The following is a 21,117-nucleotide window of genomic DNA, read 5'->3' as shown; positions in this document are numbered from 1 at the left end:
ATCGATCGAGGGCTTAACCAAATATAAAAAGCAGAAGCGAGCGTGTAGCGAGCTAAAGCTAGATTACGAATACACTTTGTTATCCAGTTTTGAAGGAATATGATATTTCTTCTTGACAGATTTTCTTCTGTCAGTATAATAATAAGAGTCTGGTAATGATGGCAAAGAGGTCACACCCGTTCCCATACCGAACACGGAAGTTAAGCTCTTTTGCGCCGATGGTAGTTGGGACCTTGTCCCTGTGAGAGTAGGACGTTGCCAGGCTTTTATTTTTTTATATACCCAATTTCATGCCGGTGTGGCGGAATTGGCAGACGCGCACGACTCAAAATCGTGTTCCTCTGGAGTGCCGGTTCGACCCCGGCCACCGGTATCATGTAAAAACATCCTTTACTATGTAAAGGATGTTTTTTTATTGGATAACCCATCAGATAAGTGACGTAAAGGAGCCATGTTATGAAAGAAGTTACCTCTATCTCTATTTCTTCAAGATTAAGGAAATTGTTAGCGTACGCGACAGCTACGGATAGGATCAATAAGGAATACAAGGCATATATACAGGAAGCAAACCGAAAGTTGTATGCATGGCAGGAAGATGGACAGTTCGTTGGGTGTATAGGAATTTCCTTCATTAACACATATGAGTGTGAAATTAAACATATTGCGGTTTTACCAGAAGAAAGGGGAAAACATATTGGGCGACAAATGATTCAATTTGTCCTTCATCATCATGCGCTGAAGCGGATTACTGCGGAAACGGATATAGAAGCGGTAGACTTTTATCGTAAATTTGGATTTACTATTATAAGTTTGGGAGAAAAATACCCAGGAGTAGAGCGATTTCAGTGTGTATATGAGAAAAATAATTGATTATACATATTTAGAATATTATTAAATAAGAAGGGGTGAGAAGCTGTAATGAAGTATTTTATGAAAATGGCTTGGACATCTCATTATAGTGTTTCTTACGCATACGAATTGTGAGTAGATGTAATTTGTTGGGAATTATAGAGGCTTGTCAGATGTTCTAACTAAGAAATTGAGTTAGCTTGTGTTTCTTTTTGTTGTATGTTCATCAGATAATTAGTGCAAAGCCCCGCTTAAATTTGCTAAAAGCTCGTAACATAGATGAAAAGACTGCTAATCGCAGCCTTTTTCTTATAAATCAAACGTTTGTTTAATGCGCATAGCCGTCTCGGCCGCACTCAAATGCGTGTTATCAATCTTCAAATAGCGGTTATGTGTAATTTCACCATCATGAGAGTAGAGGCGATGTGTTTTCATGGACAGCTTCAAATTTTCTTCAGAGCGCTGTACATTTCGTTTTGTTGGCTTGTGCGCTAAACGATGCGGTGTGACGTTTCGACGCAGGCGCTCGTCAAGCGTAGCTTGTAGTTCCACAAAATATACTTCTCCGCCTGCTGCTTCAAAGGTAGATTTGGTTTTTTCAATAAAGGCCCAATCGCTAGGGCTGTTAAAAGCCCAAACATACGTAAAAATTATTCCGTATAAATCGCTGCCTGCCACTTCTTCAAACATCTTTTCGCGAAAAAGGGTAACCAGTCGCTCAAACGCAGGTGTTCCAAAATCAAAAAATGGATGAACCAATTCAATAGTCATGTGATTATGAAACAACTTTAAATCTGTAATAGCTTCCAGTTCATGGCCAACTGTCATTTTGCCTGCAGCTTGCGGGCCGAATATAATAACTAGTTTCATCTTCATCACCTACACTTTTCTTTGTGTCAGTTGCATTGCTTTTTTCTGTTCCAGTACCTGTTTAAACAAGAGAATGCTGGCAATGCCGAGAACAAGATAGCCAAGTGCCATTCCAAAGCCGCCAATTAAGTTACCGATAATAATACCAAGAGCACCTATGATTTTAGCAGCTTGAAACACCAGTCCGTTAATCGCCATATACGCGCCTCTCGCTTCATCTTCAATAATATCAGCCATTTTTGATTGTCGCACTTCTGTACTCATTTCATGCAGAGAGCCGCCGCAACACGAACAAACCTGTTTCTCCAGAGACAAATGATAGTCCACTGTCTCCGGGCAGGTCCCGAAGCAGCACCTCTCGGTGGCCGCGTGTCTTTTTGCGCTGATACGTAATTGTTTCAAGTGTTGGCTCCGGGACAGAAGGATTTGCATCTGTTTCCGCCTCATTAAAGAGGTTGAGCTCCAACTGGTCACGATCCGTTTTTTCGCTGGAAGCACCAAACTAGCGTTACTGATGTAAGCGGAACTGTTCCTGAAATCATCTCAATTTGGCTTCCAATTCTGCATTCTACTTTGGCATCGCTTCCCTAATTCTTTAATTGTAGGGTTTGGATTCTGAGTTGTATGTGTAATAAAGAAGAAATTCGACAGCTTGAGACGAATTCCTTCTTTTTTTTACATATGTTTTATACGACTGTGCGAGCCGTTACCTCCTAATGGGCATTTTGTTGGTCAAGCGGCCTGTGTTTGCCTGCTGTTTCTAAAGTCTTGAATCCTCTGGCTCCACATCTGTTGCCGTTTTGAAATTGACATGAAAAAACCTCCTCATTTTGGTGTGCTGAGGAGATTATTGCATGATTAAACGTGTGGGAACAGTTTGGCGCTTACGTTTAAAAATCACCTTTCCCTTCACGTTCATATTTGTAGCTATTAAAATTGATGACTTCAACTTGAACTTTAATGTCTTGTAGTGATGCTTCATTTAAATAAAATTTGTTTGATCTTTTTAACTTAGCGTATTCTTTTGGACGAAATTTAAACCACTTTTCACCAACGTTAAATAGATCTATTTTATTTTCGAGCCCTTTTTTATAGATCCCTTCGATTTTACTACTTATATCTTTTTTAATTAAGTTTTCTAGTTGTTTTAGGGATATATCTTCAATTTTTTCTAAAATTTCTGAACGAATTGTTATTTCTAGTGTAAACTTTGGGGTTGCGGCTCCTTTTTCATATTTGACTTTCATTTTAGGAGATTCTAACCCAACAACCGCTAACAACTTATCATTTTCTTGTACCTTCACATCTAATGCTACCCTTTTCTCACTTACCCAATTGACATAAAGAGCCTCATCAAAAGGAAGAACATTTTTATATGCTCTATTCTGAAAGATTGAGTACCCGTTGAAATATAAAATCGGGTAATTCTCATTTGTTTTCCAGCTATCTTCATCAATTTTCACTGTAGGAATCTTTGCTACACCTATAGGCTCATAATAGTCTCTAAGAAAATTCATCAATGTCGTTGGCCTTATTTCGTCTTGAGTAGTCTCGGTGCCACTTTTTTTAGATATAACCGTATATATGGCTGGGTAGTCAAATAATGCTTTAATGCTTAAAACCTTTTTAATGTCTTCCTCTGTTGTAACAATCCTTGTAGTTTCTCTAAGAGTACGGCTTCTTCCCAGTTCCTCTATAACATCTTTAAATTTATGCTCTACTAAGCGCTGGCTAAATATTATTGTCTTTACATGTCCAAAGAAAATAGGTGGTTCGGATTTTTTATAAAGCTTACTTATAGCAATATTTAAAGTTTCTCCCTTAGCCGAAGAAACAAAAGTAGGAATCGGTCCTGCTGGTTTTCCACTTTCTTGCTTTGCAACATTAGCAAAGTTTAATGCTTGTAGGTAGACGGTAAACTCCTCTGTCTCATCATCATAATCTATACCGATTGTCACAATATAGGTTAGGTCTTGAATATTTTTCATACCGGAACAGCTAGAAAGAAGCATGCAACATAAAAAAAGAAAGATTAATCTCTGTATCTTTTTCATGTATTATTCTCTCCTCTTGTAGGGTCGTCCGGACTTGTTGATGTGTTTCTCTCCTTATAGGCTTGGGGAGGTGCTTTTATAAACGACTTTATTACTTTCTTTATACCTAATGGAGCAACTGATTCAAGATATGAAGTGCCAAATGATGAAATTGTTGACAAATAAATAACAGTTAAGATATAGCCAATGACTACACCGAATAACCCAAGAAATGTACTTAACAAAAGAATGCAAAACCGAATAAGAGTGATGCCTGAACTTAATGAAGGGTTCACTAATGTGAAGGAAGATATATATGTTATCGCAGCAACAACTAACATCGTTGGAGACGTAATGCCTGCCCGAATAGCTGCATCTCCGACAATTAACCCTCCTAATACCGATATTGTTTGTCCGATTGCTCTAGGTAAGCGTATCCCTGCTTCATCAAAGAGCTCGAATAACATTAGGATAATAAACATCTCTAATGGACTAGACAAAGGTAATCCGAAACGTGAAATAGAAATCGTCGCTACTAGAGTATAAGGAATTTGCTCGATATTAAAAGATGAAAAGGCTATCCATAAACCGGGTAAAAATGTCGAGATAATAAGTCCCAAAAACCGGATGAGACGCTCTAACGAAACGTATGAGTAACTACTATAGGCATCCTCTGGTGATTTCGTTTCAAGTAAAATATGGACTGGCGCAAACGTAACCGTTGGATTTCCGTCAACAATAAGTGCGAATCTACCTTGATTCAATGCATCGACAATAAAATCAGGTCTCCCTGTATAACTCATACTGGGAAAGACAGAAAATGGGCGATCTTGGACGTAAGACTCTAATTCGTAAATACTCGTTAAAATATCAAGCTCTACTTTGTTTAAGCGCGAACGAATTTCGTTAAGGATTCGCTCATCAATTACATCCTCAATATACATTAGTACAACTTTCGTTTTACTCCTTTTACCAATCGTATATTTCTCCAAACATAAACTCGGTGTATTTAATCTTCTTCTAATTAAGGATATATTCGTTTTAATATCTTCCACAAATCCATCCTTTGGACCTCTTATCGACGATTCTAAAGCAGATTCTTCCGGTTTCCTTTTTGGAAAGTCAGCAGCTCTAATCGATAGTAATGTCTCATTAACGTGAAATATTACATTTCCAGTGAAAAGAAGATCCGATAATTCATCCACCGTTTTGGTTGTTACATCTTCAGCTTGGAAAAACGTCTTTAGCCTTGTTTTTAAAGACTGATCTTGATGTAGGGCAAGCTTTGGTAAAATATATTTATCTAAATATTGAATATCGGTTAAGCTTTCAAAATAAATTATTTCAAATTGTTCCCTATCTGTTTTGTGCTCTTTCGTGATAAAATCTTCACTTTTGCAAAATTGTTGTTTTATTGCCTCCTTTGGATTAAGGCGAAGTGTCGATGGATTGGTCATGTTTTTTTTCATCCCTTTTCTTAATTACAAAAATAATGAGAGCCGAAATGACAATGTGAAAGAGAAAAAAAATAAAACAAGTTGGCAAATAATACTTGTAAACAAATTCATAGAAATAATACGATTCTACTTTGACCAACATAAGGAAAAACAATAATACGTACATCGTCACAACTAGCTTTGGATTTAAACGATAATGATTCTTTTTATTTGTTAAAAGCCAACCAATTAAATACATAAATAATCCAATTCGGATTAAAGCACCACTTAGCCATTGATATAAAGCGAAGAAATCTAGATTTGAAATATATTCTCCAATTCCAAGAACTCGCCATTGTCTGTAGGCCGGGTACTGAAAATTCGCAGATTCTAATGAACCAAATTCCATAATAGATGCTGAAAGTGGTCCAAATGTTAATCCTGCTAAAATCGTTAATAAAATAAATAAGTGCTTAAATTTAATCGGTTCCTGTGAAAATGGCTGTAACAAAATGACGATATATAACTCGAGGAAACCAGAAAGCACATACATGATTCCTTTTAATACAGGAGGATAGCCTACTGTAAGAACGGGTAATAGTTGGCTAGGATCCTTTAAACTGGTGTTGGCTATGGCGACAAAAAAACCAAGTACCGTTACAACAGGTAGTAACAGCCCACTAGCAATCGCCATTGTTTTGATTCCGGCTTGTGTTAATAGATAACACACTACAATTAACATAAAAATAATCATGAAAATTGGAGCCTCAGCTAGAAAGTAAGTATTTAACCAAATCAATAAGTCTCTAAATGTTACGTAAGTAGCAATTAATAAAAACAGTACAATCGGAATCGAAAAAATCATGAAAACCACTTTTCCAAAGCGTATACGAATCATCGTATAAAAGCCTTCTGACGAACTATTTTTTATGCTGTAGTGTAAAAGTAGTAAAAATAGTAAGGCAATCGGATAAGCAATAAGGATACTTACCCAACTATCTCTCCCGGAAGCAGTTAGTAAGTTAGGAATCAAAATGACATGATTTAATAAGCCGGTAGAAAGGATAATCATTAAAAATAACTGTCTTGGAATTAACATTTTTACTAAGCTTTTCATAAAAAATCTCCCTAATTATATATTTGCTTATTTAGCTTCACCTAGTAATAGAATATTATTCCATATTTTTCAAGAAAAATCGGAAGGTGCTAAAAAGTGCCTTCCTAATGAAAAAAGTACATAATAAAATAGAGATAATTCTTTGGACAGGGAACGTAATAGAACTTGACGAGGGCGAGTAACACGTTCTAGTTTGCATGACTTACCGTATTTCTTATGGACTTGAAGTCAAGTTAATAAATCACACTTGCATAAAGACATGGAAATTTTTCCTGACAAAACTATGAACTTATCTTATCCTTGATGAACTAAACTGCGGATCTAGTTGAAGTATAAAAATTCACGTTCGTTATCAAGAATTACCTTCGTCAATTGAGTTGTATAATTGTCAAAAATCTAGATAGCAATATGTGTAATAAATGGAAAAGACTCAAACTGGAGAAAAGTAAAAAATTTTAAAGATTTAATAGCTGTGGTAGGAGGAGTAACATATCGTTCAGGTGTTGTAAATTCTCTTTTATAGGGGGTATACGATGATAACGGTCAATTTATCTGGAACAGGAAAACTTACTAATTCAGATTGGAGAGATATTACTGGAATAGTGAAAGAGATAACAATAACTAAAAAATCCTTTTTCTAATACACCAGAAAGAATTAATAATACTAAGCCTATTCTAACTGTCAAAATTAAATTTATTGAATGGCCAGAAAATCGGCCGATAGAAGAGTGAGTTTGGCCGATAGAAGAGGAGTTTGGCCGATAGAAGAGTGAGTTTGGCCGATAGAAGAGGAGTTTGGCCGATAGAAGAGGAAGTTTGGCCGATAGAAGAGGAAGTTCGGCCGATAGAAGAGTGAGTTTGGCCGATAGAAGAGGAGTTCGGCCGATAGAAGAGGAGTTTGGCCGATAGAAGAGGAAGTTTGGCCGATAGAAGAGGAAATTCGGCCGATAGAAGAGGAGTTTGGCCGATAGAAGAGTGAGTTTGGCCGATAGAAGAGGAAGTTTGGCCGATAGAAGAGGAAGTTTGGCCGATAGAAGAGTGAGTTTGGCCGATAGAAGAGGAGTTTGGCCGATAGAAGAGTGAATTCGGCCGATAGAAGAGGAAAATCGGCCGATAGAAGAGGAGTTCGGCCGATAAAGGCGGCAATTTTGTGAGAAATTAGCCTGTAAGACAGGACAAATCAAATGAAAAAGGAAGAGGGTTGCTCTTCCTTTTTGTTTTATCCGTGTAGTAGTTCTTGTAGCTCTTCGGTTGTGAGTTCTGTGATCCAGCTGTCGCTTGTGATAATGGTGTTGTTGAGTGATTGTTTGCGTTCGAGCATATCATCTATTTTTTCTTCAAGGGTGCCGGTGGTGATAAGTTTGTGGACGTGCACAAAGCGTTTTTGACCGATGCGATAAGCGCGGTCAGTTGCTTGGTTTTCCACAGCTGGATTCCACCAGCGGTCGTAGTGGATAACATGGTTGGCTGCGGTTAAATTCAAGCCGGTACCACCAGCCTTGAGAGATAAAATGAAGATTTTGTAGCGGCCGTTTTGGAATTCATCAATCATGTGATCGCGCTCTGCTTTTTTTACGCTACCATTCAGAAACAGCACCGGTTCGCCCGTTTGTTGCTCCAGAACGGTTTTTAGCATATCACCCATGCGGATGTACTGAGTAAAAATGATGCAGCTTTCATCACGTTCACGGATGTTTTCCACAAGCTCCTGTAGCTTTTCCATTTTCATGGAGCGCTCAATGATGTTTTGCGGTGCTTCTTCCTTCAGGTAAAGAGCTGGATGGTTACAAATTTGCTTGAGTTTATTGAGCATAAGCAAAATAAAACCGCGTCGCTCTATACCGGAAAGTGTTTGGACGTTGGACAAGGTATCGCGAACCATTTGTTCGTAAAGCGATGCCTGCTCGACGGTCAGTGCGCAATATTCCTTTTGCTCCTGCTTATCAGGCAGATTTAAAGCAACGTCCGGGTCCTGTTTGGTGCGGCGCAGTAAAAAAGGTGCAATTAAGCGCTGTAAGCTCTGGATTTTTTGCTCATCACGATCTTTTTCAATCGCCGTAACGAACCGACGGTGAAATTGTGTTAAGCTGCCAAGATAACCTGGATTTAAAAAGTCAAAGATGGCCCATAGCTCGGATAAGCGATTTTCCATAGGTGTGCCTGTTAATGCCACTTTATGATGCGCAGTCAAATGACGTACGGCGCGGGACTGCTTGGTGTGAGCATTTTTAATGTTTTGGGCTTCATCTAAAATTATACTGCTCCATGTGTAAGAAGAAAGCTCTGCTTCATCTAAATTGGCAAGTGTATACGATGTGAGTATCACGTCTTTATCAGTTAGAGAAGGCAAGAATGCTTCTCCTTTGGCACGAGTGCTACCGTAATGTAAGCCAACGCGCAGACTCGGCGCAAAGCGCTCGAGCTCTTTTTGCCAGTTCCCAAGAACTGAAGTGGGCGCTATCACAAGTGCAGGCCCATTTGTCATGCGGTTTTCCTTGGCGTATAACAGGTAGGAAATTGTTGACAATGTTTTTCCCAGTCCCATATCATCGGCTAATAATGCACCAAAGCCGAGCTCGCGGTGGTATAGAAGCCATTCAATGCCTGTTTGTTGATAAGGACGAAGCGTTGCTTGCAGGTTGTCCGGCATTTGCTTTTTTGGTACGTTGCCAATTTCAAGGAGTCTGCCGAGCAAGCTTTCATAATAGTCGTCCAGTTCAATCGTGATTTCTGCAAATGGGTTATCCTCCGGTATGTCTTCAGGCTCTTTACGAAGCAATTCCTGTTGCAGCAAATCCTTCATCTCCATACCTTGTTGATCGGCTTTTTCCATTAGTTTTTTTACATGTTCAATGAAGGCAGGATCCAGTTTAATCCATTCACCATTGATATTGATGAGACGGCGATTTTGTTCAACAAGTGCCAAAAATTCCGCTTCGGAAAGCTCAGCTGCACCGGTCGAAATTTTCCAATCAAAGTTAATGAGGGTATGCATGCCAAAGAAAGATTCTCCTTGGACATTTCCTTTTACTTTTGCGCGCAGCGATAGCTTTGTTTGTTTGAGCTGTTGCCACCAGGATGGAAGCAAAATATCCACACCAGCTGCCAAAAGCTCATTGCTTGCCTCGGTCAGGAATCGCCATGCTTCTCCTTCATACAGTTCATGCCGCAATACACCATCCTCTACAAGCCAAGGAACAAGCTTTTCCCAGCCCTGATAGGTTTGCAGAATTCGCTCTTCATAAGATTTCCAACGTTTTGGCAAGGAAGCAGAATCTGTATACACATACGTTTTAGCAGCGCCGCGCTTTGTCATTAAAATCGTTTCGAGCTTCCAAGTTTCATAGTCTTCCTGCGGCTCTAATAAACGCAGTCCAATGGTAAACGGTGTATCATCTTCTAAAAAGCCTATTTTTCGGAGCCAATCTTCCTCGTTGCTCGCAGCTTCTAATTGCTTTACAGAGAAGGTGCGATGTTCTAAGAGGCGCAGTGCATTTTCCCATTGTTCGTTTCGCGGTACATTTGTTTGTAATGCATATGTGATAGCCGCAGAGAACAAGGAGCCGATGTCCTCAGGCAGCTCGTCTTCTAGCGGTTTCCAATAAATACGATCGGCCCATGCAGAAAAGTCTGGAAGGAAGTTTCCCTCTTGATAATAAGCCCATGCCCGCAGAGCATCATTGCGGTAGCGAAGTAAATCGTGACAACGAAAATGAGCGAATGAATTAAAGGGAAGAGTCGCTATTTCCAATGCCTCTGGTGCCGTTAGAAGAAAGCCGCTGTTACCTTCATGTACATACGGTTTACGCAGTGTACCGTAAAAGGAGGTCGTATGCCAAGCGAAGGCAAAATCCGCCCATGTGTCTTCTGCTTCACTCCATAAAAACCAACCGTTATCAAGCTGTTGTAAATGTAGTGGAATTTCAGTTTTTATCATCAATTAGCTTTCCTTTCCGCAGTTCTTCTTGTAAGGCACGCAGACGTGAAAATGAAGCTGTGATGGTCATGATGAAGCGCTCCCAGTCTTCGGTGCGCTTCAACTTCTTATAATGCGTGCGCAGTTTTTTTAAATATCGAACAGCTTGTCGGTAAGCGGGACGATTTTTCATTTCGATGCATTGCATGACAGCACGGTGATATAAAGGCAATACCGCCTCTCGGTCTTCCTTTTCCACTTCGCGTACAATATGCTGTAAGCCATCTATAAAATCATAACCCATCATGAGCTGTAGATCTGTCCATACACGATATTGTTTTTGATTGAGTAAGTGCTCGCTATATTCAAAGAAGCTGTACGGTAAAAGTTCTTGTAAGATCACCTCTGCACCGGCTGTATCATCAATGAAATCAGCAAAACGCATATAAGCGTTTAAATAGAGACGGGCGAGCTCCCGCTTAGAAGGATAATCATGATCTGCTAAGCAGAGCTTTACCTTTATGTAACAGAAGGTCAACCATGTTTTTGCACGTTCCAATTTATTTTCGGCACACAGCTCATCAATCCAATAGATATACAAGTCCACAAATTGATAGGGAAATGCTTGTAACAGGTCTATAGCGGTCTCATCCTGTTTATGAATGAAGGCGATGTGCGCTAAAGCCAAAGGCTGCAGGTTAGATGGCGACAGAAGGGCAATGCGCTCTTCTTCTTCTCTGATGTTTTGTTTTAATAAATCGCTCCATAATCGGCGGTATAAAAAGTAACGCTCTGGTAGCATAATGCGATGGGTAAAGAATACGTCATGAATCAATTGTCCTGTTCCCGAAATCATGTGATCGTAGTTCATTGGGATTGGTCCTGCCATCAGCTTGTCAATTAATAGATCAATTTCATCAACAAAGCGTGAGGCGACAACAAGTGGATTGTAGTAGGAATATACCTTTTCCGCTTCAAATTTTACAGCAGCAAGCAACAACTGCTGAAAGCCAAATAAGGCTGCATTTAGAGTAAATAGATCGCGAAGCACATTTACACGAGGTGCTTTACGAGCCAACTTTTTATAAAAGTCCTCAAAAATATTAACAAGTAGATACGATTGGCGAAATGGATATTTAGCTTGCTCCTTCGTAAAGGCTTCAGCTTCTCGCTCAAAAAATTGAAGCCAGCTATTATAGTCATTTTCTTCGTACACTGCTGTTTGCAGCAATTGCTTGGCTGTTTTAAGCTGCGGAATAATATCTACTGGTTTATCTTTATGTTTAAACCGCTTCATAATTTCTCCAACAAGGCCGAAGCTAGCACCTGCATAAAATAAAAGTGCAATCATGTGCTGACAATAGCCGCCGACTTGAAAACAGTCGCAATAGCTTTCATCGATGTGATGCAAGGGGAGCTGGACCGTGCATGCTTCTTCATCTTCTACCGTTCCTTCGAGAACATCGTCGTACAGGTTTACGTTATATACACGTCCTTCTCGATACAAACGTAGACCAGTCGCCATGTTCAGGCGGTCTTCCTCGACACTTGGACTTAGCGTCGAAATTATACGATCAGCCGCTTCTAAAATTTCTTCTTTTCCAATTGAGTGCTGCAGCATATTGCTACCTCCATAAAAAATTCCTATCTACCATTATAGCCGAATTTACAGCAAAGTAGCGATTGAGAGCTACTTTTTTTAAGGCCCTGTTAAAGTTCGTTGTTGATTTCCGTTACGGGGGTTCGGTTCTCCCTTTGACTTGCTTTTCCCGCAGGAGCCTCCAATCAATAAGTGCAAATGTTCAAGATCGGGCTTTAACATAGCCTTTTTAAAGAGGCGTGTTATGGTAAGCATAGAAAAAACCGACAAGTGCGAGGCCCGTCGGTTTACATATTAGAAAGGATAAATCGGATGAGCGCTTCTGCCTCTTCTTGAACGTACGATGCTGGTGTGAGCAGCGGTTTTGGTCGGCCAGGTATAGGTTTATACTGTAAAATGCGGGGGACATCGTCTTCCACAATCAGTTTATAGCGCGCATCATCATCTGTTAAAGTAAAGTCCACAAATAAAGTATTGTCCTGCTTTCGCGGTAATCCAATCCAATCCGGTGTTGCATTTACATTCATATATACTCCTCCTTCTACACAAGTATACGTTATAGAAACCGTGAAAGCACCTTGCATATCGCAAGGTGCTCTTTGTTTAATCCGCTATTCGAATTTTCACTTGCTTGCGTCCCCATTGAAAGGCTTGTTCTTTTGTAGGCATGAGCACATCAATTCGATTCCCTTTAATAGCCCCACCTGTATCGCCTGCAAGTGCTTCACCATAGCCTTCTACCCACACTTTTGTGCCAAGTGGGATTACTCTCGGATCAACAGCAATAAGCTTTATATTTGAATTTTTGCGTACATCTATTCCCATGGCCGTAATGCCGCTCATTCCATCATCATACGGTGTATAAGCCGTTGCTTCTACTTGTATTTCTTGTGCGGCCTTGACCGCTCCGGTATCCAAGAACTGTCGACTAACATAAGCTGCACCTCCGTCAAAGTCAATCAGTGCCCAGCCGTTTCCGGCATCAGACAGAACTTGGACAGCTTGTCCATGAATCAATTTGCCCATAATGCTATGATTGGTACCAGGACCAGTACGTACGTTCAGTACAGAAGCATTGACATACTGTGTATCTTGTTTTGTATATTGTGCACTTACATAGGCTGTTTGTCCGTTATGTAGAATGCGTAGCCAGTCGTGTTCTTTCCCGATTACCTGCAAAGGTTGTCCAGTTGTTACTTTTCCTAAAATAGAAGAACTTATGCTCGGAGCCTGCCGAACGTTTAGCGCACTTGTATTCACAACTGTAGCCGCCTCAGCGGCCGCTGTAAAGAATCCTAAACCAAAGATTGCTGCTGTTGTTATACTTAGTATTCGTTTCATTCGTTTCCCTCCGTCTTCTCAAACTACTCGCATTATAGCAACTGATGAGATAAAACTTGTATACAACATGCAATCTCAACCAAACTGTAATCACCTGTTAACGTATGTAACAATAAATAATTTTTGAAAAAGTGTTATATCATACAGGTTAATGAGGGATTCAGGAAAAATTTACTGTAATGAATGTTACATACTGTCCGGCCTATGTATTAACCGGATTGAAGTGTGATGTAACGAAATGCGTACAACTAAAAAGATTATTGTTTCTATATAAGTCTATATGTTTTTTTCGACATATAAACAGCACGAAAGTCACAGCTCCAGAACGCCTCGATACGTGTGTATGTTCTTACTTGACACAACCATACATTGCCCGTTCTTTTTCCCATCCCAAAAGAGAATGTCGGTTTTTCTAATTGTATTTATATATATGAAAGAACCTTTCAATCTACAATTTCCTAAAAATTGTCGTATTATTTGAGTTATAAGACTTTTATTCTTTTATAAAACAAGTATTGAAAAACGAAAGAGGATGCAGTATAGTTATTTATGGAAGCGGTTACATCATAAGTTGAAATTTTGATTTACGTTAATAGTTTGGATGTGTTCACATGTCCAAGGGGGAAAAAGTATGAAGAAATACGAACGCAAATTAAAGCAAATCAGCTTGAAGCGCCAGGCAACGACGAATCGAATAGCCGCTACAAAGGACACGAAGAGTAGTGAAGCTGAACGGAAACGGTCTTTTGTGTCGAACGCGTAAGTACTTATTTGAGAGGTTGGGGAGCCGATCAAATATAAGGGGTATATCTTTTATAGAGTAAGAAAAAGCAGAGATTGGGGAATCTCTGCTTTTTCTTGTCAGCATAGATTAATAGAAAAGCGGAAAGTACAAAAGTATTTTCCGCTTTTCTATTGTTATGTTAGCTGCCTCATAACCTCTGTTTTTGCTCCTAAGCAAGTCAACTTCACTTTTTTAGTATCCAGTTCCAGCGTCTAGCTCCTCCGCTCAGAGAACCTCAGCACATTAAGGCAAAAAAGCGCCTGTATGTACTGGGAACCTCTGCCCTTTGGAGCTAGACGAGTTTTCTTTACTGACTGTCATCTTCCATTTGTTCTGATGGTTCTTCACTTGGGTCGGGTTCGTCTTCATCGACACCGTTACAGCCGACGAGTAATCCCATAGATAGGATGACTGACAACAGTCCGAATACGAATTTCTTTTTTCTCATCGTTTGATTCCCTCCTTTCAATGCTATTAGCATGTGCAAATAAGGAAGGGAATTATGCAATCAAACGTTTGTTTAATATGGCTTTGTATATCCAAGGAAGTGCTGCTTCCAATAGGATGTGCTTACATTTGCCACAGCAACCCCGTTATCACTGGCATGAATGAAGGAGCCGTTGCCAAGATAGATGCCCATATGAGAAGGGCCTGACTTGTACGTATTTTGGAAGTAAATTAAGTCACCTGGCTGTGGGTTTGTTGTTTTGGTCAAGCTGCCCCAGTAGCCTGTTGTACTTGTACGTCCGATCGAGAAGTTAAACTTTTGATAAACATGATAGATAAATCCGCTGCAATCAAAGCCGGCAGGTGTAGTTCCGCCCCAACGGTAAGGTACACCGGTAAGAGATTGCGCATAAGTAATCAAGGAATTAGCAGTAGGAGGTGCGCTGACAGATGGCTCCTGTTTAGTGACAAATTCTTTTGTAATAAATGCAACGCCCCCATTATAGTTGATTTGTAGCCAACCGTTTTGTTCACCTGAAGCCGCTACCTTTTGACCTTGTTTCAACACGCCCAGTACGCTATAATTGGTGCCTGTACCGCTTCTTACATTCAAAGCATTCACATTTACATAGTAGGTTTCTGTTGTAATAGTTGGTGTTGTTTTGGCTTTTGTTACATATTGTGCACTTACATAGCCGAATGCACCATCCCTTTTAATCTTATACCAACCGTTTTCTGCACCCACTACCTCTAACTTCTGACCTTTCACAGTACCGCCAATGACGGCATGGTACGTTCCTGGTCCTTTACGAATGCGTAATCCATCCACATTCACAATATATGTCCCATTTCCTTGTGTACTTACTTGCGGTTCGGATGCTTGTCCATTTGCTGTAATAAAATCTTTACTTACATAACCCGTTTGCCCGTTGTAGGAAATTTTGTACCAATCCAGCGCTTCTCCCAACACCTCAATTTCCTGTCCCTTTGACAGAGATCCGATGATGCTGTGATTCGTGCTTGGACCTGTACGAACACGTAAAGAAGATACGTTTACTGTATATTGCGGCGTGGTTTTCACCACGAAATCTTTGCTCACATAAGCTGTTTGTCCATTGTAATCAACCTGATACCAATCGTCTGTTTCTCCTGTGATTTGCAGGGATTGCCCACTGTTGACAAGATCGATAACGCCGTGGCTTGTGCTCGGACCTGTACGAACACGCAGGCTATCGGCCTCTACCGTACCTGTAGCGGCTTCCGCATCTAAGGCAATACCACCTGCTACGGAAGCAACGGCAATACCCGCAAGAACTTTTTTCATACGCCTCATATTCCTTTCTGTATAATTTGTGCTGGGAATGAAAGATTTCCCAACAATAAAAAATACTATGATACGTATCGAATGATGTCAATGGACATTGAGGAATCCGCATATAAGAAACGCTGTATCAGTACAACTATTTTTAAATAGGAACAGGTAATTTGATGCAACCTATAAAAGAAAAATCTGACGAGAGAATGAGGAGGTGCAATCGGACATGTCGCGTATCTTAACAACGTACCATTTTGAATCATTCGTGCAATTGCAGATGATGGTACCGTTGAAAGGGGTATGACAAATGGATTGCAGTGGCTTCTAAGCAGGCTGCAGAGATGATTAACTTGCTCATGCAGCATATTTCAGAATAAGGAGTGAAGAGAATGAAGTGGATTAAGTATGTGATGTTAGTAGTGTTACTGTGTAGTATGAGTGTTCCAGTAGAGGCTTACGAAGAAAAATCCTCTCTAACCATAGGGATTATTGCACCAATGGAGGAAGAATTAAAGCTGCTGCGCTCAAAGATGGACATTGAATCGACCGAAAAGCTCGCTAACTTTGAGTTTTATAAAGGAACATTGGATGGTGTAGATACGGTATTGGTGCGTTCGGGAATAGGGAAGGTGAACTCAGCTGTCGCTGCACAAATTCTAATTACATTATACAAAGTAAATTTCCTGATTAACTCTGGTGTTGCCGGTGCCCTAAATCCCAAGCTTAAAGTAGGAGATATTTTAATTTCACGCGATTCTGTTCAGCACGATGTAGATCAAACAGCAATCGATGAGCCACCAGGAAAATTTGAAGACGCTGATGTTATTTATTATAAGGCGGATGAGCGACTTGTTCGTTTGGCACAAGAAGCCACAAAAGGATTACCCGGCGTAAAAAGCTATATAGGTCGCGTAGCAAGCGGTGATCAGTTTGTAAGTGAAGAAAAGCGTAGGAACGAAATCATCTCGACGTTTCAAGCCGATGTTGTGGAAATGGAAGGCGGTGCAATTGGACAAGTAGCCTACTTAAACCGAATTCCATATATTATCATCCGCTCTATTTCCGATCCGGCCAGCGAAGGTGGAGGTGAAGATTACCAAAAGTTTGTAAAGCTTGCCGCCAAAAATGCAGGATATTTAATTGAAGAGATGATAAAGCGATTGCCAGAGTCGAATTAATTTGAACAGTGATTTGACTGCATTCACAAGAAAGAAGCGTCCCATGGTGGACGCTCCTTTTATTGCATCGTACTTACTGCAATGCTGTCCTGAAAAGCTTTTTGCAGTGCAGTTGTAACAGAGCCTACTACACCGCCGTTAATTGCTGCCCCATCAAGATGGGTCATGGGCAGTATTTCAAAGGTCGTACCTGTGAAAAAGGCTTCTTCTGCAAGCAACACATCCTTAATGCTGAACATTTCTTCACGAACCGGTATACCAAGCCCACTTGCAAGTGAGCATACATACTGCCGTACAATGCCATTTAAAATAAGGTGGTTGGCGGGGTGTGTATATAATGTACCTTGCTTCACAAGAAAGAAATTAGATTGACTGCCCTCAGTAACGGTATTGCCGCGAACAAGTAGCGCTTCTTGACAATTTTTACGCTCAGCGTTTGTACGAGCGAGCACATTCGGTAATAAATTCAATGATTTGATGTCACAGCGAAGCCAACGAATATCTTGTTCAGTACAGGCATGAATGCCGTTTTGCATGAGTGTGACTGGTCGTTCTTTTTCTGCTACATACGCATACACAATGGGTGTAAGATTGTCTGCATACACATGGTTACGGATCTGAGCACCTCTTGAAATTTGCAAATACACAATGGCATCTTCTTTACATTCGTTTTGTGTCACGAGCTCATATAACCAGTGAATCAGCTCAGCCTTTGTAAAGGCAGGACGAATTTCTAGTTCCTCCATTGAGCGATATAGGCGAGCTAAATGGGGCTCCAATAAGTGGAATGTACCTTGATATAACCGAATGACTTCATACACACCGTCTCCAAATTGAGAAGCACGATCATGCAAGGAAGCGCTCGGCTGTTCTACCCTTGTATCAATTAGTCGATTTTCTAATAAAAGAATCGGTTTCATACAGCACACTCCTATTTTCAAAAAGGTATAATACACATTAGAGATTTACAAAAAAACTCCTGCTTGTATGTCGTTTTTTTCGTGAAAAAACACAGTTTATGTTACTATGAAAAAGAATTTCAGAAAGAGAGGGTTACATATGGAACAAATACAGCTTGCTGAGAATGTAAAATTTTCTCGTATCGTGCATGGCTTGTGGCGCTTAGCAGAGTGGAACATGACAGACGCTGAGGTTGTGCAATTAATTGAACAATGCATGGAGCTTGGTATTACAACGTTTGATCATGCCGACATTTATGGGGATTACACATGTGAAGCGCTATTTGGTCAAGCTTTGCGCCAAAAGCCATCGCTTCGTGAAAACATGCAAATCGTAACAAAGTGCGGTATTAAGCTACTGTCAGATAAATATCCAGAACGCACAGTAAAATATTATGACACAAGCAAAGAACATATTATCAGAAGTGTAGAACAATCACTGCGTAATCTACAAACTGAGTATATTGATGTTTTGCTGATCCATCGTCCGGATCCGTTCATGAACCCTGCTGAAGTTGCAGAAGCATTCCGTCAATTGCGTCAAGAAGGAAAGGTATTACAATTTGGTGTATCCAACTTCTTACCATCTCAATTTGATATGCTGAGCGCTCATGTAGATGAACCGCTTGTTACTAATCAAATTGAAATTTCGGCCCTGCAGCTTGAACATTTCGGAAATGGTACATTAGATAAATGTCAAGAAACACGCATTGCGCCAATGGCTTGGTCACCGCTTGCTGGCGGCAGTATTTTCCGTGATTCGTCTGAGCGTGCTGTGCGTGTTCGTGGTGTTCTTGAGAAAATTGGTGGTGAAATCGGTGCCACATCATTAGATGAAGTGTTGTATGCATGGTTACTGCAGCATCCGGCGCGTATTATGCCGATTGTTGGTTCTGGCAAGCTAGAGCGTATTCAATCTGCAATGAATGCGACGAAGCTGTCTATGACAACGCATCAGTGGTTTGAGATTTATACGGCGTCTATGGGGCATGAGGTACCGTAGAAGATAAAACCGAAAACCGAAAACCGAAAACCTTTTTCTTTTTATAGGGGAGAGTTGCTCGTGCTTTGTAAAGTAGCGGTTTGGACTGGACAGAGAGCGGTCGTAGGGAGTGACGTGTTCTAATGTATGAAAGTTATGGATGAGAAGTAAGGTGATACCGATGCGTCGCTCGACTTAGTGAGAGGTTAGTTTTCTGGATAAAAAAACCTGCACATTGTGCAGGTTTTTTTTATTCTTTGTTATTCTCTTTAATAATTGTTTTTACAGTACCTGTTTTAATTTTGTTTCCTTCAAAGAAGCGGAGTAGGTCGCCTTCGATGATTTTGTCAGACATTTGCAGTTCATTTTTAGCGCGGTCTGTAAGAGCCTTTGCTTCTTCTTCAGGTAAGGTTACTTCTTGACCTGTTATACGGTCATAGAATTTGTTATCGTGGTATGTGTACTTATCTGTTACGAAGCTACCATCACGCATAACAACGAATGGGTTGCGGTCTTTTGAGAATAGGTCATGACCGAATTTAATATCGTTGTTATTCTCGATACCAAGCAAGTTCAAGATGGTTGGTTTAATGTCAACTTGACCGGCTGGTGTTGAGATTACTTCACCTTTTGTTTGACCTGGTACATGAATAAACAATGGTGTACGTTGTAGGTTCATATGGTCGTACGGTGTAATTTCATCTTTTCCTAAATATTGTGCCATTGCACGATTGTGATTCTCAGAAATACCGTAATGGTCACCGTAGAAGACAATTACGGAGTTATCGTAGATACCTTCTGCCTTTAGACGTTCTACAAAGTGCTTCAAAGCTTCGTCCATGTAACGTACTGTCACAAAGTAACGGTCCACTGTACCATTTCCAGAGTTATACGGTTCAATCAACTTTGTGCTGTCATCATACAAGAATGGATAGTGGTTTGTTAATGTGATGAAGCGTGTATAAAACGGTTGCTTCAATGTTTTTAACATATCTACAGATTGATCAAAGAATTCTTTATCTTTTAAACCCCAGCTCAATTTGTTCGTATCATCAATTTTGTAATCAAGCTCATTGAAGTAACGATCATAACCAAGGGCTGGATACATCATGTTACGGTTCCAGAATGTTGCGTTGTTTGCATGGAATACCGCAGAGTAATATCCTTGTTGACGCAAAATTTCCGGCGTGCCAACATACTCGTTATTTGCATGTGTAAAGTATACTGCACCGCGGTCTAGTGGGTACAAGGAGTTATCAATCATAAACTCAGCATCGGATGTTTTTCCTTGCCCTGTTTGATGATAAAAATTATCAAAGTAATAGCTTTCTTTTATGAGTTGGTTCATAAATGGTGTAACTTCTTGTCCGTTTACTGTTGCATTAATCAAGAATGACTGTGTGGATTCAAGAGATACTACAATTACGTTCTTACCTTTAGCAATACCAAACATTTCAGGATTTGGTTTTACTTCGTTTGCTTTTACATAGTTCTCAGTTTCTTGTAGTTTGCTGCCGTCAGCTAGCGCTTTTTGGGAACTAGATTTTGCTTGTAGACCGATATCATATACTTGATGTGCATATAAACCAAGGTTTTTAACAAGCATTACACGGTCAAAAGAACGTGTTAATAGTTCAGGGCGCTCTGCTTCCGCAAGACCAAGGTTAACAAAGAATACTGCTACACCCGTTAAAAAGTATACCATCTTCATAGGGCGAGCAATTCGGTGCGTTTGGGCAAAATTTTTGCGCTTCATCGCAACCCAAAGCAATACAAGAATATCTGCAAACATCACTAACACTTTAAAGCTTAATAGCTCCTTTGCACTAGAACCCAAGCTACCGAAGTTAGAAGTTTGCGTTAATACTGGCAGTGTAACGAAGTCGTTAAAGAAGCCGTAAAATGCCACGTTTCCCATCAATATAAATGTTAATAAAAAGTTAAGGGAAATCGCAATGTAGTTTCGCTTCGCACCGTTCACCAACAGTGAAAGTCCTACCACTAATAGGGAAGCCGCCAATGGGCTAATAAACAAAATAAACTCCTGCATAAATGATTCGAGTTTCAAATCAAAGCTCATGCGAGTGACAATATATGTTTTCAACCATACAAGAAGCGCTGTTAGCACTGTGAATCGCATGCTCTTAAATTCTGCTTTTAATGATTCCTTCATCCATTCTCACCCTTTCTATATCAGCTCCATAGAAAAAAAGGAGCCTGGCAAACCAACATAGTATATCTATGCAATGCTGCAAGTTTCCTTTATAACTAAAATAACATTATACAATAA

17 protein-coding genes, 1 tRNA gene, 1 rRNA gene and 1 pseudogene are annotated in these 21,117 nt (G+C 40.1%); 6 read left to right on the top strand and 14 right to left on the bottom strand.

Annotation, left to right across the window (positions count from 1 at the left end; translation table 11 throughout):
- Positions 1 to 148: 148 nt before the first annotated feature.
- From rrf to EEJ45_RS09385, 3 genes are all read left to right on the top strand, one after another.
- Positions 149 to 264 (top strand): 5S ribosomal RNA (gene rrf, locus EEJ45_RS09395).
- A 28-nt stretch (positions 265 to 292) separates the two neighbouring features.
- Positions 293 to 373, top strand: a tRNA-Leu gene (locus tag EEJ45_RS09390).
- A gap of 83 nt (positions 374 to 456) precedes the next feature.
- Complete coding sequence (locus EEJ45_RS09385; protein ID WP_124564546.1) at positions 457 to 870, top strand: GNAT family N-acetyltransferase; 414 nt, start codon at positions 457 to 459, stop codon at positions 868 to 870.
- A gap of 288 nt (positions 871 to 1,158) precedes the next feature.
- Here the strand turns inward: EEJ45_RS09385 and EEJ45_RS09380 are convergent, their stop codons facing one another.
- The 10 genes and pseudogenes from EEJ45_RS09380 to EEJ45_RS09335 form a co-directional block, all read right to left on the bottom strand.
- Positions 1,159 to 1,719 (bottom strand): DEAD/DEAH box helicase family protein, encoded by a 561-nt coding sequence (locus EEJ45_RS09380; RefSeq protein WP_124564545.1) that lies wholly within the window; start codon positions 1,717 to 1,719, stop codon positions 1,159 to 1,161.
- Between the two features lie 9 nt (positions 1,720 to 1,728).
- Positions 1,729 to 1,971: a hypothetical protein gene (locus EEJ45_RS09375; RefSeq protein ID WP_124564544.1), complete on the bottom strand. Its 243-nt coding sequence runs from the start codon at positions 1,969 to 1,971 to the stop codon at positions 1,729 to 1,731.
- Positions 1,963 to 2,221, bottom strand: a pseudogene (locus tag EEJ45_RS18945) (transposase domain-containing protein); the annotation flags it as partial. The gene EEJ45_RS09375 and the pseudogene EEJ45_RS18945, both read right to left, overlap by 9 nt.
- A gap of 388 nt (positions 2,222 to 2,609) precedes the next feature.
- Positions 2,610 to 3,773 carry a Ger(x)C family spore germination protein gene (locus tag EEJ45_RS09365; protein WP_124564542.1) on the bottom strand — a complete coding sequence of 388 codons (1,164 nt, stop codon included), beginning with the start codon at positions 3,771 to 3,773 and terminating at the stop codon, positions 2,610 to 2,612.
- Positions 3,770 to 5,209 (bottom strand): spore germination protein, encoded by a 1,440-nt coding sequence (locus EEJ45_RS09360; RefSeq protein WP_124564541.1) that lies wholly within the window; start codon positions 5,207 to 5,209, stop codon positions 3,770 to 3,772. The genes EEJ45_RS09365 and EEJ45_RS09360 overlap by 4 nt, the downstream gene beginning before the upstream one ends.
- Entirely contained in the window at positions 5,181 to 6,305 is a 1,125-nt protein-coding gene (locus EEJ45_RS09355) for an endospore germination permease (protein ID WP_124564540.1), read from the bottom strand. The genes EEJ45_RS09360 and EEJ45_RS09355 overlap by 29 nt, the downstream gene beginning before the upstream one ends.
- Positions 6,306 to 7,524: 1,219 nt before the next feature.
- Positions 7,525 to 10,245: a DEAD/DEAH box helicase gene (locus tag EEJ45_RS09350; protein ID WP_124564539.1), complete on the bottom strand. Its 2,721-nt coding sequence runs from the start codon at positions 10,243 to 10,245 to the stop codon at positions 7,525 to 7,527.
- On the bottom strand, positions 10,229 to 11,842 hold the full coding sequence (locus EEJ45_RS09345) for an SWIM zinc finger family protein (RefSeq protein ID WP_124564538.1): 1,614 nt from the start codon (positions 11,840 to 11,842) through the stop codon (positions 10,229 to 10,231). The genes EEJ45_RS09350 and EEJ45_RS09345 overlap by 17 nt, the downstream gene beginning before the upstream one ends.
- 266 nt (positions 11,843 to 12,108) lie before the next feature.
- A complete protein-coding gene (locus EEJ45_RS09340) occupies positions 12,109 to 12,348 on the bottom strand; it encodes a hypothetical protein (RefSeq protein WP_164464237.1) in 240 nt (79 codons plus the stop codon).
- A 76-nt stretch (positions 12,349 to 12,424) separates the two neighbouring features.
- Positions 12,425 to 13,162 carry a 3D domain-containing protein gene (locus tag EEJ45_RS09335; protein WP_124564536.1) on the bottom strand — a complete coding sequence of 246 codons (738 nt, stop codon included), beginning with the start codon at positions 13,160 to 13,162 and terminating at the stop codon, positions 12,425 to 12,427.
- 631 nt (positions 13,163 to 13,793) lie between these two features.
- On the opposite strand from EEJ45_RS09335, the gene EEJ45_RS18850 reads away from it, so the two are divergent.
- Positions 13,794 to 13,925: a hypothetical protein gene (locus EEJ45_RS18850; protein ID WP_278018219.1), complete on the top strand. Its 132-nt coding sequence runs from the start codon at positions 13,794 to 13,796 to the stop codon at positions 13,923 to 13,925.
- Between the two features lie 328 nt (positions 13,926 to 14,253).
- On the opposite strand, the gene EEJ45_RS18380 is transcribed toward EEJ45_RS18850, so the two are convergent.
- Together EEJ45_RS18380 and EEJ45_RS09330 are read right to left on the bottom strand one after the other, a co-directional pair.
- A complete protein-coding gene (locus EEJ45_RS18380; RefSeq protein WP_164464236.1) occupies positions 14,254 to 14,394 on the bottom strand; it encodes a hypothetical protein in 141 nt (46 codons plus the stop codon).
- A gap of 72 nt (positions 14,395 to 14,466) precedes the next feature.
- Positions 14,467 to 15,717 (bottom strand): C40 family peptidase, encoded by a 1,251-nt coding sequence (locus EEJ45_RS09330; RefSeq protein WP_124564535.1) that lies wholly within the window; start codon positions 15,715 to 15,717, stop codon positions 14,467 to 14,469.
- Positions 15,718 to 16,097: 380 nt separating this feature from the next.
- On the opposite strand from EEJ45_RS09330, the gene EEJ45_RS09325 reads away from it, so the two are divergent.
- Positions 16,098 to 16,886 (top strand): 5'-methylthioadenosine/adenosylhomocysteine nucleosidase, encoded by a 789-nt coding sequence (locus EEJ45_RS09325; protein ID WP_124564534.1) that lies wholly within the window; start codon positions 16,098 to 16,100, stop codon positions 16,884 to 16,886.
- A gap of 59 nt (positions 16,887 to 16,945) precedes the next feature.
- Here EEJ45_RS09325 and dat read toward each other — a convergent pair whose 3' ends face one another.
- Complete coding sequence (gene dat, locus EEJ45_RS09320; protein ID WP_124564533.1) at positions 16,946 to 17,806, bottom strand: D-amino-acid transaminase; 861 nt, start codon at positions 17,804 to 17,806, stop codon at positions 16,946 to 16,948.
- Between the two features lie 139 nt (positions 17,807 to 17,945).
- Between dat and EEJ45_RS09315 the strand changes: the two genes are divergently transcribed.
- Positions 17,946 to 18,848, top strand: a complete 903-nt coding sequence (locus tag EEJ45_RS09315) for an aldo/keto reductase (protein ID WP_124564532.1) — start codon at positions 17,946 to 17,948, stop codon at positions 18,846 to 18,848.
- A gap of 229 nt (positions 18,849 to 19,077) precedes the next feature.
- Here EEJ45_RS09315 and EEJ45_RS09310 read toward each other — a convergent pair whose 3' ends face one another.
- On the bottom strand, positions 19,078 to 21,000 hold the full coding sequence (locus EEJ45_RS09310; RefSeq protein ID WP_124564531.1) for an LTA synthase family protein: 1,923 nt from the start codon (positions 20,998 to 21,000) through the stop codon (positions 19,078 to 19,080).
- Between the last annotated feature and the right edge of the window lie 117 nt (positions 21,001 to 21,117).

Source organism: Ectobacillus antri (assembly GCF_003852715.1).
Taxonomy (GTDB): domain Bacteria; phylum Bacillota; class Bacilli; order Bacillales; family Bacillaceae_G; genus Ectobacillus; species Ectobacillus antri.
This window is presented reverse-complemented; position numbering and strand designations above follow the sequence as displayed.

What these genes read in the sequence shown, in the direction of transcription:
- EEJ45_RS09385 (WP_124564546.1), top strand. Translation starts at nt 457, where the DNA reads ATGAAAGAAGTTACCTCTATCTCTATTTCTTCAAGATTAAGGAAATTG.
- EEJ45_RS09380 (WP_124564545.1), bottom strand. Translation starts at nt 1,719, where the DNA reads ATGAAACTAGTTATTATATTCGGCCCGCAAGCTGCAGGCAAAATGACA.
- EEJ45_RS09365 (WP_124564542.1), bottom strand. Translation starts at nt 3,773, where the DNA reads ATGAAAAAGATACAGAGATTAATCTTTCTTTTTTTATGTTGCATGCTT.
- EEJ45_RS09360 (WP_124564541.1), bottom strand. Translation starts at nt 5,209, where the DNA reads ATGACCAATCCATCGACACTTCGCCTTAATCCAAAGGAGGCAATAAAA.
- EEJ45_RS09355 (WP_124564540.1), bottom strand. Translation starts at nt 6,305, where the DNA reads ATGAAAAGCTTAGTAAAAATGTTAATTCCAAGACAGTTATTTTTAATG.
- EEJ45_RS09345 (WP_124564538.1), bottom strand. Translation starts at nt 11,842, where the DNA reads ATGCTGCAGCACTCAATTGGAAAAGAAGAAATTTTAGAAGCGGCTGAT.
- EEJ45_RS09340 (WP_164464237.1), bottom strand. Translation starts at nt 12,348, where the DNA reads ATGAATGTAAATGCAACACCGGATTGGATTGGATTACCGCGAAAGCAG.
- EEJ45_RS09335 (WP_124564536.1), bottom strand. Translation starts at nt 13,162, where the DNA reads ATGAAACGAATACTAAGTATAACAACAGCAGCAATCTTTGGTTTAGGA.
- EEJ45_RS18850 (WP_278018219.1), top strand. Translation starts at nt 13,794, where the DNA reads ATGAAGAAATACGAACGCAAATTAAAGCAAATCAGCTTGAAGCGCCAG.
- EEJ45_RS18380 (WP_164464236.1), bottom strand. Translation starts at nt 14,394, where the DNA reads ATGAGAAAAAAGAAATTCGTATTCGGACTGTTGTCAGTCATCCTATCT.
- EEJ45_RS09330 (WP_124564535.1), bottom strand. Translation starts at nt 15,717, where the DNA reads ATGAAAAAAGTTCTTGCGGGTATTGCCGTTGCTTCCGTAGCAGGTGGT.
- EEJ45_RS09325 (WP_124564534.1), top strand. Translation starts at nt 16,098, where the DNA reads ATGAAGTGGATTAAGTATGTGATGTTAGTAGTGTTACTGTGTAGTATG.
- dat (WP_124564533.1), bottom strand. Translation starts at nt 17,806, where the DNA reads ATGAAACCGATTCTTTTATTAGAAAATCGACTAATTGATACAAGGGTA.
- EEJ45_RS09315 (WP_124564532.1), top strand. Translation starts at nt 17,946, where the DNA reads ATGGAACAAATACAGCTTGCTGAGAATGTAAAATTTTCTCGTATCGTG.
- EEJ45_RS09310 (WP_124564531.1), bottom strand. Translation starts at nt 21,000, where the DNA reads ATGAAGGAATCATTAAAAGCAGAATTTAAGAGCATGCGATTCACAGTG.